The sequence below is a fragment of the Streptomyces sioyaensis genome, from assembly GCF_004122735.1.
GTDB classification, from domain to species: domain Bacteria; phylum Actinomycetota; class Actinomycetes; order Streptomycetales; family Streptomycetaceae; genus Streptomyces; species Streptomyces sioyaensis.
The window spans coordinates 13,583-29,831 of record NZ_SDIF01000013.1 but is presented as its reverse complement, the minus strand read 5'-3'; the positions used below and the strand labels follow the sequence as shown (position 1 = coordinate 29,831).

Genomic DNA, 16,249 nt, shown 5'->3' with positions numbered 1-16,249 from the left:
CCGTCCGCGAGCGGGCCGTCCGCCCGATGAGCCCAGGCCACCCGAACCAGCAGAGGCACCACTCATGGATCCAGCCGCCGCGGCCGCACCGCCCCGTACGGGCATCAGCCTGCGCCAGTTGCTGATGTCGCTCGGCGAGCCCCTGGTGGAGCTGCAGGCCGCGCCCGCCGGGCTGGACGTGGAGATCCGCAGCGTGGCACTGCTCGACCCCGAGGACCCGCCGCGGGCGCACCCCGGTGAGCTGATTCTCGCGATAGGCGCCCGGGGCCGCGCCGCGTTCCCCGCGCTGCGGGTCGGCGGACGGGACGGCGCCGCCGCCGTCGCGGTGAAGCTGGACGCTCCCGGGCAGGCCGCGGCGCTCACCGAGACCGCCGTCGAAGCGGGCGTGGCGCTGCTGTCCGTACGGGGCGAGGCGCGCTGGGAGCAGGTGGACGCGCTGGCCCGGGCGGCCCTCGAAAGCGCTCCGGAGGGACGTCACGGCGAGGGGCTGGAGGAAGGCGATCTGTTCGCGCTCGCCCAGACCACGGCGATACTCACCGGCGGCATCGTCAGCATCGAGGACACCACCAACCGTGTGCTGGCCTACTCCCGCTCCACCGACTCCGACGAGGTCGACGATCTACGGCGGCTGTCCATCCTCGGCTGGCAGGGCCCGGAGGCGTATCTGGGGCAGCTGCGGAAGTGGGGGGTGTTCCAGCGGCTACGCGCCTCCGACGAGGTGATCCGCATCGACAGCCACCCCGAGCTGGGGATCCGCCGCCGGCTCGCGGTGGCCATCCGGTCCGGCGAGCGGCAGCTGGGCACGATCTGGGTGCAGGAGGGCTCGGCACCGCTGACCGAGCACTCGGACCAGGCGCTGCTGGGCGCCGCCCGGGTCGCCGCGCTGCATCTGGTGCGCCGCCGCCGGGAGCTCTCCGCCGATCTGACGCTGACCCGTACGCTGGCGGCCGGCCTCCTGGAGGGCAGCACCGGCCCCCAGCCGCTGGCGAGCCATCTGGCCCTGGACGCGGCCCGCCCGGCCGCCGTCCTGGGCTTCTCGTGCGGGGCCGCCGAGTCCGCCGCACCGGAGCTGACCCGCGCCGAGGTGAGCAATCTGATCTCGGTGCACACCGCGGCCCGGCACCGCAGTGCCCTGGTCACCCAGGTCGACGCGCGGATCTATGTGCTGCTGCCGCAGCTGCCGCGCAGCATCGACACCGGCACCCTCCGTGGCTGGGCGCAGGCGATCACCGAGGCCGCCCGCCTCCATCTGGGGCTGTCGCTGTGCGGTTCCGTCGGCTGTATCGTCCCGGGGCTCGGCGAGGTGCCCGACTCGCGCCGGGAGGCGGACCGGATCCTCGACGCCATGGTGACCGTCGGCGTCACCACCACGGTCGCCGCACTGCCGGACATCCAGGCGGAGGTGCTCGTCAGCGAGGTGCTGGCGCTGCTCGACGCGCACCCCGAGATGCGTGACCCCCGGCTGACCGCGCTGGTCACCCATGACAGCCGGAACCAGGGGCAGTTGGCGGAGACCGTCCTGACCTATCTGAACGCCTTCGGCGACGTCCGGGCCGCCGCCGCCGAGCTGCATGTGCACCCCAACACGCTGCGCTACCGGATCCGCCGGGCGGAGGAGCTGACCGGCCTCGACCTCAACCGGCCGGACCAGCGGCTGCTGGCGATGCTCCAGCTGCGGCTGCCGCCCGCCGGCTGAAGCGGAGCACGGCGCGGGCGCCCCGCCGGCGGCACCGGGCCCGTCGCCGCCCGTACCGCGCACCGCGCCCAGTGGTCCACAATTCTCCTAAAATGGGCGATATTGCTCCATTGAGCAGACAGGTTCGCCATGATGACCTCGGACAACGCCCCGCCAGGTGGGCCGGATCGCGCAAGCGACCTCGCACAGGCAGCCACCGCCGAACTCGACGGACAGGGGCGGGTCATCGCCTGGACCCGGGCGGCGGAGCGGCTGCTGGGCTACCGGGCCGAGGAGATCCTCAACCGGCCCGCGACACAGCTGCTGGCGATACCCGGCGATGAGGCGAGGGTGGCCGCCGTGGCCCGGTGGTGCCGTGCCGCGGACGGCTGGGGCGGATCGGTGGCGGCACGCCACCGCGACGGCCGCAATCTCCAGCTGGCGGTCCAAGCCACCCCCGTCCTCGACGGTGCCGGCCACGAGCGGTGGTCGGTCCTCGCCCTGGAGGAGTGGCGGCTGCCGGGCGGCGGGGTGAACCAGCTGGTGCTCGAACCGTTCCTGGCGCATGCGCCGGTCGGGATGGCCGTGCTGGACACCGCGCTGCGCTACGTCTGGGTGAACGACGCCCTGGAGCGGCTGATCCCCCTCGACCGGCGGCTGGGGAGGAGGGTGGCGGAGGTGCTGCCACCGCTGGAGGCCGAGGCCTTCGACGAGCGGATGCGGCGGGTGCTGACGACCGGGAAGCCGGTCATGGATTACGAATTCCGCAGCCCCACCTACGCCGACCCCACCCAGGAGCGCTCCTACTCGGCGTCCTTCTTCGGGCTGTCGGACTCGCAGGGCCGGCGCATCGGCATCTGGTACATGGTCATCGATGTCACCGAGCGCTGGCGGGCCCAGGAACGCCTGGCCCTGCTGAACGACGCCAGCGTCCGTATCGGCAGCACGCTGGACGTCACCCGGACCGCACAAGAACTGGCCGATGTCGCCGTACCGGCGCTCGCCGACTTCGTCGCCGTCGATCTGCTGGATTCGGTCCTCAGCGGCGGGGAACCGGTTCCCGGGCCGGTCGACAGCACCCCCGTCATGCGCCGCTCGGGTCAGCAGTCGGTCCACGAGGGCTGCCCGGAGGCCGGCCTGGCCGTGGGGGAAGCCGTCGGGCGCTCCCCCACGTCACCCATCGCCCGCTGTCTGCTCACCGGCGAGTCGCTGGTGGAGCCGGTGCTGGACGTCGCCACCAGCGTCTGGGTCACCGAGGACGCGGCGCGGGCCGAGGTGATCCGTGAGTTCGGCTTCCGCTCGGTGATGGTGGCGCCGGTGCAGGCCCGTGGCATCACCCTGGGCGCGGCGACGTTCTTCCGGTCCCGCCGTCTGGGGCCCTTCGTCGCGGACGACGTACGGCTGGCCGAGGAACTGGTCGCCCGGGCCGCCGTGTGTGTCGACAACGCACGCCGCTTCACCCGGGAGCGCACCGCGGCGCGGGTGATGCAGCAGAACCTGCTGCCGCACGAACTGACCGGCGGCTCCGCCCTGGAGGTCGCGTCGTGGTACTTCCCGGCGGACGCCCCGAGCGGGGTGGGCGGCGACTGGTTCGATGTGATTCCGCTGTCCGGGGCGCGGGTCGCCCTGGTCGTCGGGGACGTGGTCGGACACGGCCTCAACGCCGCGGCCACGATGGGGCGGCTGCGCACCGCCGTCCGCACGCTGGCCAACCTGGACCTGCCGCCCGATGAACTGCTGGCCCGGCTGGACGACCTGGTCATCGGCCTGGTGAAGACGCACGGCAGCGAGCCGGCGGCGGACGCCGGGAGTGCGAGCGTGGCCTCGACCTTCATGGGGGCCACCTGTCTGTACGCCGTGTACGACCCGGTCAGCCGGCGGTGCAGCATGGCGCGCGCGGGGCATCTGCCGCCGCTGATCGTCCGTCCGGACGGCACCGTCGACTCCCCCGACCTGCCGGCCGGACCGCCGCTCGGTCTCGGGACGCTGCCCTTCGAGGCCTTCGAGCAGGAACTGGCCGAGGGCAGCCTGATCGCGCTCTACACCAACGGGCTGATCGAGACCTGCGACCGGGACATCGGCGTCGGGCTGTCCCGGCTGAGCACCGCCCTCGCGGTCCCCGGACCGGCGCTGCGGGACATCGGCGGGAACGTGGTCAACGCCCTGATGACCGGGCCGCCGTCGGACGACGCCGCACTGCTGCTGGCCCGGACCCACGCCCTGGGCGCGCACCAGGTCGCCTCCTGGGAGCTGCCCGCCGACCCGGCGGAGGTCGCCCGCGCCCGTACCCTCGCCGGCGAGCAGCTGTCGGAGTGGGGAATGGACGAGCTGCTGTTCACCACGGAGCTGATCGTCAGCGAACTGGTCACCAACGCCATCCGCCATGCCGCCGGACCGATCACCCTGCGGCTGATCCGGCAGGACGCCCTGATCTGCGAGGTCTTCGACACCAGCAGCACCTCGCCGCGGCTGCGGCACGCCCGGACCACCGACGAGGGCGGCCGCGGGCTGTTCATCGTCGCGCAGCTCACCCGGCAATGGGGCACCCGCTACACCCCGACCGGCAAGATCATCTGGACCGAACAGAGCATGCCGGACGGCTCCGAAGCCTCCGGTGAACCGCTCTGAGCCCCGCTCGCCCGGCCGGCCGTCCGAGGGCTGCCGCGCTCAGCCGGCCCGGGGAGCGGCGCGGACCGTGTCACCCCCGTCCCCGGCCGCCGCCGCGGGCACATGCCCGCAGTCGTCCCCGGCCGGCACCGGCCAGCCGACGAGACCGTGTGCGGGCAGGTCGACGTAGTCGCAGTCGGCGTCGGCCACGACCTGCCGCGGCGGCTCCCCGGCCGGCCGGGACGTCAGATGGGCGGTCACATAGGCCGCGCTGGTCCGGACGATGTCGCGGGTCAGCCCCAGCGGAAGCAGCGAGCGGGTCTCGGCGATCGCCTCGTCCTCGCCGGCCCGCAGCACCACCCGCACGTCGGGCGCCACGGCGTGGGCGGCGACCGCGACGGCGATGTTGTCGAGTTCATGGGAGCCGACGGCGGCGAGGGCGCACGCCCGTCCCAGCCCGAGCCGCGCCAGCACCTGGCGGTCCTCACCGTGTGCCAGCACCACGGGTATCCCCATCGACCGCGCGAGGCGGAGGTTCGGGGCGGCGGGCTCCCGCTCCACGCCGATCACCGGCACCCCCAGCTGACGCAGCGTCTGGCACAGCCGCAGCCCCACCTGACCCAGTCCCACCACGATGACGTGACCGGAGCGGGGCAGCACCCGCGGCCCCAGGACCCCGACCAGCCGCGGGCCGAACAGCCGGTCCACGATGCCCGCGGTCAGCAGCGCGGTGAAGCCCACCGTCACCAGCATCGCCACACCGGACACCACCTCGTACCCGGGGTGGCCGTCGTGCGGTGCGGCCGGACCCACCCCGGCGACGACCCGCGAGGCTTCCAGGAAGGCGGTGCTGACCGGCCGGTGGAACACGCTCACCAGCCACGCCCAGTCCAGCGCCAGCACGGCCACGATGCCCAGCAGCCCGATGAGCAGCAGCCGGGCGTCCGCGTCATGGGGCTGCAGCTGTCCGCGCAGCCGTCCGAGCAGCGCCCGCCGCCGGGCCGCCGCACTCGCCCGCCACGGCGTCTCGACCAGCCGTCCCCGCTGCCGGCGGACCGCCACCGCACCGTGCCCGTCGTCCCGTACGGCCAGCGCCTCGCGGTCCACGCACAGACCGGCCAGCGTCGGCGCCAGGAGATCGGCGGGCGAGATCGGTACGCAGTCGTGCAGGAGCAGCCGCAGCTGCTGCGCCACGGTGCGGTCGAAGACCGTGACGACGATCCGGACGCGGTCACGGACATGGCGTACCGCGAGGGCGTAGCGCAGGGCGGACAGATCGTCGCCCACCAGGACGGCGACGCCGTCGGGCCGTGCGGCGAGCGCACGGCGCAGGTCCCGGTCGTCGGGTGCGGCGAGGTGGTCGACCCGGTGGCCGCCGCCGTCCAGCGAGGCGCAGACCCGGCGGGCCAGCGTGGTCGCCCCGATCACCACGAACCGCTCGCTCGGTGGCGTATCCGGAGATGCCGCACACCTTTCACCCGGCGTTGGGTCAGCGGACCCGCCGTCGTCGCCCACCACCGGTGGAGTGGAGGAAGAACCGGTGGTCACAGCGGTAGGAGTCTGTCGGGCGGGGGGAAGGGCGGCCATGGAGTCCCCTTGCGCGTCGGCCGGTGGTATGACCGAACTCACGCTAGGGCGCGCGGCGTCCCGGGCATCTGTGCTGCTGACCAAGGGTTCCCGCGTGGCATTGTGCGAGCGCACCAGTTGCCGCTCAAAGCCCGCCGGGGCAAGCCTGGTTGATGGCTTCCATACCGGGCGGAATGGCGCTTCGCGGCAACGTGAGCCGGTTTCTTCGCGCCAGCACATTGGTCGGACGGACAGCCATTGAGAACGAATTTGTCCGTTCTCACAAATACCTCGCGGCGCACCGCCACATACGCTTGCGCAAATCCAATCCGGACGTGATGCGGCTCACCTCTCATGAGGAGGACGGGCAATAGCGTGGCGGCGCCATCAAGCGCTCCCCCATCCGCGCAGGCATCCGTGGGCCGCGACCCTGTACGTCGCGCCTTGGAACTTCGACAGGGCCATGATCGCCACCTGCCAGCACCCGGCCCTGTCGTGCGTCCGGATATTTGAGGCGATCAGAGTCACCACATGCAGGACCCTCCAACCCTCATTGGATGTTCAGATGTCAACTTCTCCCTCCAGCTCTGTAGCTGCCCCGCCCGCCCCGCCGGGGAACGGGCAGGCTCCAGAGCAGTCCGGCCTGCAGTCGGGCCTCAAGAACCGCCATCTGTCCATGATCGCCGTTGGTGGAGTCATCGGCGCCGGCCTGTTCGTCGGCTCCGCCTCCGGCATCGCCGCGGCCGGCCCCGGCATCCTGCTGTCGTACGCCCTGGTCGGCGCGCTGGTCGTCTTCGTGATGCGGATGCTCGGCGAGATGGCGGCCGCCAACCCGACCTCCGGCTCCTTCTCGGCGTACGCGGACCGGGCGCTCGGCCGCTGGGCCGGCTTCTCCATCGGCTGGCTGTACTGGTTCTTCTGGGTCGTGGTGCTCGCGGTCGAGGCGACCGCCGGAGCGGCGATCCTGACCAGCTGGGTCCCGGCCGTCCCGCAGTGGGCCTGGGCGCTGATCGTGATGGTCGTCCTGACCGCCTCCAACCTCGCCTCGGTCTCCTCGTTCGGTGAGTTCGAGTTCTGGTTCGCGGGCATCAAGGTCGTCGCCATCGCGGCCTTCATCGTCCTCGGCGGACTGGCGATATTCGGTGTGCTGCCCGGCACCCACCACGCGGCCACCGGATTCGGGAACCTCACCTCCCACGGCGGGTTCCTCCCACACGGACCCAGCGCGATCCTCACCGGTGTGCTGATGGTCGTCTTCTCCTTCATGGGCAGCGAGATCGTCACCCTCGCCGCCGGTGAGTCCGAGGACCCGGAGCGTGCGGTCACCAAGGCCACCAAGAGCGTGATCTGGCGAGTTGGCATCTTCTACCTCGGCTCGATCCTCGTGGTCGTCTCCCTGCTGCCGTGGAACTCCCCCGCGATCGCCAAGAAGGGCTCCTACGTAGCGGCCCTGGACTCGATCGGCATCCCGCACGCCGGCCAGATCATGAACGTCATCGTGCTGACCGCCGTGCTGTCCTGCCTCAACTCCGGTCTCTACACCGCCTCCCGGATGGCCTTCTCCCTCGGCCAGCGCGGCGACGCCCCGAAGTCCTTCGCCCGGACGAACTCCCGTGGCGTCCCGCAGGCCGCGATCGTGGCCTCGGTCCTCTTCGGCTTCATCGCGGTGGGCTTCAACTACCTGTGGCCGACCACGGTCTTCCAGTTCCTGCTGAACTCCTCGGGCGCGGTCGCGCTCTTCGTCTGGCTGGTCATCTGCTTCTCGCAGCTGCGGATGCGCGGCATCATCCAGCGCGAGAACCCCGAGAAGCTGCTCGTCCGGATGTGGCTGTTCCCGTACCTGACCTGGGCGACGATCGCCATGATCTCGTTCGTGCTGGTCTACATGCTCACCGACGACAGCGACGGCGGTGGCCGGATCCAGGTGCTGCTGTCGGTGCTCGTCGCCGCGCTGGTGGTCGCGATCTCGCTGGTCCGTGACCGGCTCGGCCGCGGCGCCGCCGAGAAGGCAGCCGTCAGCTCCCGCTAGCCGCGCAACGTGCCGTACGGGCAGAGGTGCCCTCCTCCGCACCTCTGCCCGTACGGCACGTCTGCACGTCCATACCTCCGCGCCTCCTCACGTCTGCACGTCCGTACCTCCGCGCCTCCTCACGTCCACCCCTCAGACACCTCGGACGCCTCCGCACCGAACCCACTACCCTCGGCCGCATCTCAGCCCCGACGCACCAGGGAAGACCGCCGCAGACATGCCCGTGTTCAGACGCCGCAAAGGCAGCCTTCCCCGCCTCGTTCCCGAGCTCGACGACACCCAACTGGGCCAGGTGCGGCGACGCGTCGAGACCTGCTGGTCCCGCGGTTCGCTGGACACCGCGGTCATGGCCCTGATGGCGAACGTGATCGACGACGCCGGCGAGGACTGGGACCGCAAGGCCCACCGGCTGGCGGTGCTCGCGGGGTCCGCGGGACGGTCGCTGCCCGGCATCTGGCGCCAGCACCGCCCGCAGCACCACGGCGCACTGCTGCTCCACGCCTGGTCGGATCTGCTCCACGCCCGGCATCAGGACGCCGCCGTCGATCTGGACGCCACCCGGGAGACCTGCCGGCTCGCGTCCGAACTGATCCCCGCCGACCCCACCCCGTGGACCCTGCAACTGGCCGTCCTCCGCCTGGAGCGGCGCCCCTCCTCGGAGCTGTCGGCGATCTGGCGCGAGATCAAGGCCCGCGATCCGTGGAACCGTGAGGCACATCTGCAGGCCCTGGGCTATCTGTCGCCGGACGAGTGCGGCTCCAGCGCCCTGGTGCTGGATCTGCTCGACGGCGTCCGCTCCGCCATGCCCTCCGATGCCCCGGCCGCCGGACTGGAGCTCACCGCCTTCGTCCGCAGCCATCAGCGGGCGGTCGCCGAGGGCGGGCTGGCGGCCGTGGGTGCCGGCGAGATCTGGCGCCGCCCCGACGCCGCCAGGGCACTCGATCATGCCGCGCACTACTGGACGAGCCCGGGATTCCTCGGCCACGCGGCCGCCCTCGCGGATCTCAATCTGCTGGCCTATGCACTGCTCAAGTCCTCCCGGACCGCCGAGGCCGGGGCCGTGCTGCGCGCCACCGGAGGCGTGGTGGTCCCCTGGCCGTGGAGCCTGGACGGCGACCCCGTGGAGCGGTACGCGCACTACCACGGGCGGTATGCGAGCGACGAGCGGTGAGCCCGACGCGGTGCCGCGGGCGACGGGGCTGACGGCAGGACCGGCCGGCACAAGAGGCGGCCGGTAACTCTGCCCCGCTGAAAGGCGCGTGCCGGGGCGCGGAGCATATGTGCGAGCGCCTACCCGGAACGGGTGGTTTTGTCGGCTCTTGCGGCGTATCGGGAGTGTCCGGCTCGCTTCCAGGGGATCCCCTCACGGAAGAGGGTTGGGAGATCCGCATGCGCGACAGCGTCAGCACCGGCCGCCCGGCGGCATGTGACCGCCGGCGCATGCTGCTGTTCCTCGCGTTGCTGGCCCTGCTGTTCGCCACGCTGACGCCCTGCTGTGTGCACGCCCCGACCCTCGATCCCACCGGCTGCCCACCCCGGTCCGGCGCCCCGGCCGAGGGACCGTGCCTGCCCGCCGGACCGGTGCTGGCGTCGAACGACGGTGCCGGCAAGCATCCGGGCAGCGGCGTCCGGCGCCTGTGCGACGCGACGCTCTGTCATCCGCGCCCGCACCTCCCCACCGGCGCCGGCGGCAAGACGCTCGGGGACTCTCCCGTGACGGAGATCAGCCCGGCCCCTGGAGATGCCTCCTCCGCGGTGGTCATGACGGCCGCCGCTCCCGCCGCGCCGAAGCGAGCGGACGTCCTGCGCTGCTGATCCGGCCCGGTCGCACTCAACTCCCCCTGTTCCCACGGGACATGGGGCGAGTGCGGCCTGCCGTCGTCAGCGCTCAGGACTTCCACCGCAGGAGATGTGGCATGCCCCTCGACGTCTTCACCGCGCTCGGCGCGCTCGTCCGTGCCGAAGCCAGGCGCACCGCACCGGAACCCAGGACCGCACCCACCGACGCGACCGCGCCCCGGCCCCCGGACAGCCCGGCTCCCCCGCCGGACGGCCCGTCGGCCGCCGCCCCCGACACCGCTCCCCCGGCCCGCGGGTGCCTGCTGTCCCGGATGGTGCGGAAGCTGGCGGCGCTCTTCCGTCGCCAGGTCGGAAACTGACGGATCCGGCGAGCACACCAGGAGGCCGGCCACCCGGCCCCGCGGAGCCCGCGTCGGGCTCACCGCTCGCACACCGCCCGCGGCCGGTCTTCCGGTTCCGGCGCGAGCGAAGCAGCGCCCCCGCAGGGCCGTGTCAGGTGAGTCCGGCCAGCGACAGGAACTCAGCACGTGAGCGGGCGTCGCTGCGCAGCGTGCCCAGGAGGGTGGACGTGAGGGTGCTGGAGCCGGCGGCCTGAATCACGCCTTCATCGCCGGCTACCTCCAGGGCCTTGAGGTCAGGGGCGTGGAAGCCGCACTGGCGCCTCGCCCGGGGGAATGCTGCGTCGAGCTCGGCCCGACCACAGAGTGACGCACCGGCAACACCGTGCAGTCCGCCGCCCCATCGGAGCCGACGCACCCGCCCGGCCGGGCCGGTCCCGCTGCGGGCGGCCTCGTACGGTGCGGCCGCCCGGCCACCGGCACACCGGCCGGCGCACCGTTTGTCCCTCCCCGCGGTGGGCGCGATCCTGGGGGCATGGCCACCGTTGCAGGCCCGGACACGGTGTCCGGCTGGGCCGTCCACCACCCTGGCCCGATCACCTCCGGGCCACTGGTCGCCGTCCGCCGCCCCACCCCCGAGCCGGGCCCCGACGACCTGCTGCTCAGGGTGGAGGCCTGCGGCGTCTGCCGTACGGATCTGCATCTGGCGGAGGGCGATCTGCCCCCGCACCGCACGGCTACCGTGCCGGGCCACGAGATCGTCGGCCGGGTGGCCGCCGTGGGCGAGGCGGTGACGCGGTTCCGGGTCGGCGACCGGGCCGGCGGGGCATGGCTGCGCGGCACCTGCGGGGTCTGCCGGTATTGCCGGGCGGGTCACGAGAACCTCTGCCCGGACTCGCGGTACACCGGCTGGGACGCCGATGGCGGCTTCGCCGTGGCTGCGCTCGTGCCCGCGGACTACGCCTACCCGCTGCCGGACGACCAGGACGCCACCCAGCTGGCGCCGCTGCTGTGCGCCGGGATCATCGGCTACCGCGCGCTGCGCCGCAGCGCACTGCCCTCCGGCGGCCGGCTCGGCATCTACGGTTTCGGCGGCTCGGCGCATCTGGCCGCGCAGGTCGCCCTCGCCGAAGGCGCCACCGTCCATGTGCTGACCCGGTCCCCGCAGGCCCGCGAACTCGCCCTCGAACTGGGCGCGTCCTCGGCGCGAGGCGCCTACGACAGCCCGCCCGAACCGCTGGACTCGGCGATCCTCTTCGCGCCGGTGGGCGATCTCGTGCCGGTGGCGTTGGCGGCGCTGGACCGGGCGGGAACCCTCGCCGTGGCCGGGATCCATCTCACCGACATCCCCCCGCTCACGTATCAGCGCCATCTCTTCTACGAGCGCCGCCTGTGCAGCGTGACCGCCAACACCCGCCAGGACGGCCGGGAGTTCCTGGCGGCCGCGGCGCGGATCGGCATCCGGGTCACCGTCAGCCCCTATCCGTTGAGCCGCGCCCCGCAGGCCCTCGCGGACCTGGCCGCCGACCGGGTACAGGGGGCCGCCGTGCTGACGCCGGACTGATCCGGGGCCCGCGGCCCCCGGGCAGGTCCGCCCGCGCCACCGCGGCCCGCCACGGACGCGGCGAGCACCTCCCCCGTCACCCGCCGTGTTCCGCCTGTCGACTAGCTCCCGCCTCCCTGCGTGCCGCACCATGGAGACAAGGCGGTAATTTCCGACTTATCCGATGAGGCGGTGGCGGGGCTGACGCCCTGGCCCCCGAGGGCGGATACGGCGACCGTGGCTTACGACGACGGCTTCCGGCGTACGGAGGCGGTGCAGGCAGTGACCGCACGAGTCCTTGGGTCTACCGGGGCCGAGCTGACCGCCGTCTATGTGCCGGCCGAAGCGGACGGCGAACTTCAGCTGGCCGAGATGGTCGGCGGCTCCGGCGTCCCGTACGGACTGCCGACGCGCTACCCGCTGTCCGGCACCTCGCCGGTCGCCACGGCCTTCCGTACCGGCGTCCCGCTGTGGCTGAGCCCGGCCGACCTCGCGGAGTACGGCACCGCCGGTTCCCCCGGGACCAGCGGCGCGGACGCCTGGAACGAGACCGGGACACCACCGGCCGACGTCTCGCTGGCCGTGCTGCCGCTGGGCGGGGAGACCAAGCGGCTGGGGTGCCTGGTGGTCGTGGAGCAGGCCGCCGGGGCCTTCGACGCCGACCGCCGGCACCTTCTGGAGCTGCACGCCGACCAGGTGGCCGCGGGGCTGGAGGCCGTGGGCGCCCGGGTCATGGCCCGGACCGAGCGGCGGTCCCTGCTGGGACCGGGGCTGGACACCCTCCGTGGCGGCGCCTTCACCCTGATGCTGCGCACCGGACGGATGGAAGCGGACCGGCAGGTGCTGGAGCTGTTCGGCATCCCTCCCGAGCAGTTCGACCGGCGGGTGGAGACCCTGCTGGCACACACCGCACCGGACGATGTGCCCGCCCTGATGTCGCTCGTGGAGCCGGACCGGCATCCCGTCCCCGGCCAGCAGCTGTCGATCCGTATCCGCCGGACCAATGGCGAGCTGCGCTGGCTGACCCTGCGCAGCCGGGTGCTGGTGGACGCCGACGGCACCCCGGAGCGGATGCTCGGGGTGGTCGCCGACGCCTCGTATCTGCGCCCCACCGCCGACGAGGTCTCCATCGTGCAGCGGCTGTCCGCCGCGCTGGGCGGCGCCACGACCGTCCGGGACGTCAGCCGGGTGGTGGTCGCCGCGCTGCGGCTGCCGCTGGCGGCAAGCCGGGTCGCGGTGGCCGAGCTGGAGGCGGACCGGCTGGTGGTGTCCGTCCTCGATCCCCCGGAACCCACGGACTGGCCCGCCTTCTGGCAGTCCGAGTGGCGGTCCGAGTGGCCCGATACCTCGTGCCAGTCGATGCCCACGCTGGAGAGCGTGCTGCGGTCCGGCCATGTGGCCCTGTGGCCGCCGGGGGCCGCCCTCGAACCCGGCCTTGCGGACCTCGGGCCCGGCGGTCTCGCCGTCCTGCCGCTGCCGGCCGACGGCCGGATCGTCGGGGTGTGCCTGCTGGGGTGGGACAAGGAGCATGCGTTCGGGCCGGAGGAGCGGTCCCTGCTGACCGCGACCGCCGGTCTGGTGGGGCAGGCCTTGGTTCGCGCCCATGCGCTGGACGCGGGGCACGAGCTCGCCACGATGCTCCAGCGCAGTCTGCTGCCCCGCAAACTGCCGTCGCTGCCCGGAGGGGTGGCCGTCGCCCGCTATCTGCCCGCCACGATGGGGCTCGAAGTGGGCGGTGACTGGTACGACGTCATTCCGCTCGCCGACGGTCATGTCGCGCTCGTCATCGGCGATGTGGAGGGCCACAGCGCCGGTGCCGCCACGATCATGGGCCAGATGCGCACCGCCATCAGGGCCTACGCCGTGGAGGGCCATCCGCCGGATGTGGTCGTCTCGCACGCCAACCGGCTGCTCCTGGGCATGGAGACCGATCTGTTCGCCACCTGCTGCTATGTGGACCTGGACATGGAGGAGGGCATCGCCTGGTTCGTCCGGGCCGGACATCTGCCGCCGCTGTTGCGGCTGCCCGACGGCAGCACCGAGGAACTGCCGGTCGAGGGCGGGCCGCCGCTGGGCGTGGCCGCGGACGGGGAGTTCCCGCTGACCGAGGTCGGGCTGACCCCGGGCACCGTGCTCGTCCTGCTCACGGACGGCCTGGCCGAGTCGGCCACCCTCCCCCTCGACGAGGGCATCGGCCGGGTGTGTGCGGCGCTCGGCGCCGCCGATCCGGCCGATGCCGGGCGGCTGGCCGATGAGCTGCTCGGCAGTGCCAAGCGGCGCGACGACGACGTGGCGCTGCTGGTGCTGCGCTACGACGGGATGCGGATCCGCCCCACCCGGGTGCGCTGGGCGGTGTGGCGCCTGCCCGACGCGGTGATGCACGCCCGCCGCTTCACCGCCCGCACCCTGCGCACCTGGGGCGTGACGGAAGAGGTCGACGTGGCCCTGCTGGTGGTGTCCGAGCTGGTCACCAACGCCATCGCGCACACCCAGGGCGAGGTCCGGCTGGATCTGACGCTGGCCGCGGACCGGCTGCGGGTCGCGGTGAACGACGCCTCGCCCCGCGCCCCGGCCAAGCCGACGACCGTGGACTGGGAGGCGACCGGCGGCCGCGGGCTGCTGCTCGTCGAGGCGATGTCGGCGTCCTGGGGTTCGGTGCCGCTGAGCGGCGGCAAGCAGGTGTGGAGCGAGATCACCCTCCAGCCGGGCGAGCGGCTCGGCGCGGCGGACGCTCCGGACGGCACGGACGTCCCCCGGAACGGTGAGGAGGTGCGCTGAGGTGCGTGCACGGCTGCGCGGAGCCGGCGTGATCCTGGCCGGACTGTGCCTGATCGCGGGCCCGGTCGCGTGCGGGGAGGCCGGCGGGGTGCACGAGCCCGGCGGGCCGTCCGGCGGGGCCGTGCGGATCGGTGTGCTGCTCCCGGACAACACCTCGCGCTTCTACAAGTTCGACCGGCCCCTGATCGAGAAGGAGATCCACCGGCTGTGCCGCGAATGCACGGTGGAGACGGTCAGCGCACAGCACGATGTGGCCACCCAGCAGCAGCAGATGGACGCAATGATCACCAAGCGGGTCGAGGTGCTGGTCCTCGACGCCGTCGACTCCAAGTCGCTGCGCTCCTCGGTCGACGACGCGCACAAGGCGGGCATCCCCGTCGTCGCCTACGACCGCCTCGTGGAGGGGCCGGTGTCGGCGTACGTCTCCTTCGACGGTGCGAAGGTCGGCAAGTTGCAGGGCGAGGCGCTGCTCAAGGCGCTCGGCAGCAAGGCGCACGACGACCAGATCGTCATGATGAACGGCGCGTCGACGGACCCCAACTCCGCCTGGTTCAGGCGGGGTGCGCTGGCCGCGCTCCAGGGGAAGGTGAAGATCGGCAAGGCGTACGACACCGCCGGCTGGCGGCCGGAGAACGCCAACCTCAACATGTCCGCCGCCATCGCGGCGCTCGGCGCCGACAGCATCAACGGCGTCTACTCCGCCAATGACGGACTCGCCGCCGGCATCATCTCCGCCCTGCGGGCGGCCAAGATCGATCCGCTGCCGCCGGTCACCGGCCAGGACGCCGAACTCGCCGCGATTCAGCGCATCGTCCAGGGCGATCAGCTGATGACCGTCTACAAGCCCTTCACGCCCGAGGCCGACACCGCCGCCGCCATGGCCGTCGCACTGGGACGCGGCAAGAGCCTCGGCACCATCACCACGCACAAGGTCAACAGCCCCACCACCCAGGGCATTCCGTCCGTGCTGCTCACCCCGATCCCGGTGACCGTGCATCACATCAAGGACACCGTGGTCAGGGACGGGATGTACACCATCGAGCAGATCTGCACCCCCAAGTTCGAGGCCGCCTGCCTGAAGGCGGGGCTCACCAGGTGAGGCAGGTACCCATGGAGTCCGGTGCATCCGTCCGGCGACCGCCGTCGCCGCCGCTGCTGGCGCTGCGCGGCGTCTTCAAGCGGTTCGGCGCCGTCCAGGCGCTGGCCGATGTGGAACTGGAGGTCCGTGCCGGTCAGGTCGTCGCGCTGGTGGGCGACAACGGCGCGGGCAAATCCACGCTGATCAAGGTGATCGCGGGGGTGGACCCCGCCGACGAGGGGGCGGTCGAGTGGGACGGCCGGCCCGTCCAGATCACCCGGCCCCACGAGGCCCAGGCCCTGGGGATCGCCACCGTCTACCAGGACCTCGCGCTGTGCGACAACCTCGATGTGGTCGGCAATCTCTTCCTCGGCCGCGAGATCCACCGGGCCGGTGTGCTCGACGAGGTGGAGATGGAGCGCCTGACCCTGGACCTGCTCGACACCCTCGCCATCCGGATGCCCGATGTGCGCCTCCCGGTCGCCTCGCTCTCCGGAGGCCAGCGGCAGACCGTCGCGATCTCCCGCTCGCTGCTGGGCGAACCGCGGCTGGTGCTGCTGGACGAGCCCACCGCGGCCCTGGGCATCGAGCAGACCGCCCAGGTCCTCGACCTCGTGGAGCAGCTGCGGGAACGCGGTCTCGGTGTGCTCCTGATCAGCCACAACATGGGGGACGTCAAGGCCGTTGCGGACTGGATCGCGGTCCTGCGGCTGGGGCGCAACAACGGGTTCTTCGATGTGACGACCACGTCCCACGAGCAGATCATCTCCTCGATCACCGGAGCCACCGACAACGCCGTGACGCGCCGCGCCTCCCAAGGGTGGGGGGCGTAGCC

General features: G+C 72.7%; 11 protein-coding genes. 10 read left to right on the top strand and 1 reads right to left on the bottom strand.

Annotation, left to right across the window (positions count from 1 at the left end; genetic code table 11):
- The first annotated feature begins 64 nt into the window (after nucleotides 1-64).
- Nucleotides 65-1,696, top strand: coding sequence for a helix-turn-helix domain-containing protein (locus EST54_RS07110; protein ID WP_167511499.1), 1,632 nt, complete (start codon nucleotides 65-67; stop codon nucleotides 1,694-1,696).
- Nucleotides 1,697-1,825: 129 nt separating this feature from the next.
- Nucleotides 1,826-4,303: a SpoIIE family protein phosphatase gene (locus EST54_RS07105; protein WP_129246155.1), complete on the top strand. Its 2,478-nt coding sequence runs from the start codon at nucleotides 1,826-1,828 to the stop codon at nucleotides 4,301-4,303.
- A gap of 39 nt (nucleotides 4,304-4,342) precedes the next feature.
- Here EST54_RS07105 and EST54_RS07100 read toward each other — a convergent pair whose 3' ends face one another.
- Nucleotides 4,343-5,713, bottom strand: coding sequence for an NAD-binding protein (locus EST54_RS07100; protein ID WP_129246154.1), 1,371 nt, complete (start codon nucleotides 5,711-5,713; stop codon nucleotides 4,343-4,345).
- A gap of 700 nt (nucleotides 5,714-6,413) precedes the next feature.
- On the opposite strand from EST54_RS07100, the gene EST54_RS07095 reads away from it, so the two are divergent.
- From EST54_RS07095 to EST54_RS07050, 8 genes are all read left to right on the top strand, one after another.
- Nucleotides 6,414-7,877, top strand: coding sequence for an amino acid permease (locus tag EST54_RS07095; protein ID WP_129246152.1), 1,464 nt, complete (start codon nucleotides 6,414-6,416; stop codon nucleotides 7,875-7,877).
- A 217-nt stretch (nucleotides 7,878-8,094) separates the two neighbouring features.
- Nucleotides 8,095-9,048, top strand: coding sequence for a hypothetical protein (locus EST54_RS07090; protein ID WP_129246150.1), 954 nt, complete (start codon nucleotides 8,095-8,097; stop codon nucleotides 9,046-9,048).
- Between the two features lie 218 nt (nucleotides 9,049-9,266).
- Entirely contained in the window at nucleotides 9,267-9,692 is a 426-nt protein-coding gene (locus tag EST54_RS07085) for a hypothetical protein (protein ID WP_129246148.1), read from the top strand.
- Nucleotides 9,693-9,793: 101 nt separating this feature from the next.
- Nucleotides 9,794-10,036 carry a hypothetical protein gene (locus EST54_RS07080; RefSeq protein ID WP_129246146.1) on the top strand — a complete coding sequence of 81 codons (243 nt, stop codon included), beginning with the start codon at nucleotides 9,794-9,796 and terminating at the stop codon, nucleotides 10,034-10,036.
- Between the two features lie 514 nt (nucleotides 10,037-10,550).
- Nucleotides 10,551-11,579 carry a zinc-dependent alcohol dehydrogenase family protein gene (locus EST54_RS07065; RefSeq protein WP_129246144.1) on the top strand — a complete coding sequence of 343 codons (1,029 nt, stop codon included), beginning with the start codon at nucleotides 10,551-10,553 and terminating at the stop codon, nucleotides 11,577-11,579.
- A 216-nt stretch (nucleotides 11,580-11,795) separates the two neighbouring features.
- Entirely contained in the window at nucleotides 11,796-14,336 is a 2,541-nt protein-coding gene (locus tag EST54_RS07060) for a SpoIIE family protein phosphatase (protein WP_129246142.1), read from the top strand.
- 1 nt (nucleotide 14,337) lies between these two features.
- Entirely contained in the window at nucleotides 14,338-15,435 is a 1,098-nt protein-coding gene (locus EST54_RS07055) for a substrate-binding domain-containing protein (RefSeq protein WP_129246140.1), read from the top strand.
- A gap of 11 nt (nucleotides 15,436-15,446) precedes the next feature.
- Nucleotides 15,447-16,247: an ATP-binding cassette domain-containing protein gene (locus EST54_RS07050; protein ID WP_129246274.1), complete on the top strand. Its 801-nt coding sequence runs from the start codon at nucleotides 15,447-15,449 to the stop codon at nucleotides 16,245-16,247.
- The last annotated feature ends 2 nt before the right edge of the window (nucleotides 16,248-16,249 follow it).

Coding starts and splice junctions, on each gene's coding strand:
- EST54_RS07105 (WP_129246155.1), top strand. CDS start 1,826: ATGATGACCTCGGACAACGCCCCGCCAGGTGGGCCGGATCGCGCAAGC.
- EST54_RS07050 (WP_129246274.1), top strand. CDS start 15,447: ATGGAGTCCGGTGCATCCGTCCGGCGACCGCCGTCGCCGCCGCTGCTG.
- EST54_RS07080 (WP_129246146.1), top strand. CDS start 9,794: ATGCCCCTCGACGTCTTCACCGCGCTCGGCGCGCTCGTCCGTGCCGAA.
- EST54_RS07110 (WP_167511499.1), top strand. CDS start 65: ATGGATCCAGCCGCCGCGGCCGCACCGCCCCGTACGGGCATCAGCCTG.
- EST54_RS07065 (WP_129246144.1), top strand. CDS start 10,551: ATGGCCACCGTTGCAGGCCCGGACACGGTGTCCGGCTGGGCCGTCCAC.
- EST54_RS07095 (WP_129246152.1), top strand. CDS start 6,414: ATGTCAACTTCTCCCTCCAGCTCTGTAGCTGCCCCGCCCGCCCCGCCG.
- EST54_RS07090 (WP_129246150.1), top strand. CDS start 8,095: ATGCCCGTGTTCAGACGCCGCAAAGGCAGCCTTCCCCGCCTCGTTCCC.
- EST54_RS07085 (WP_129246148.1), top strand. CDS start 9,267: ATGCGCGACAGCGTCAGCACCGGCCGCCCGGCGGCATGTGACCGCCGG.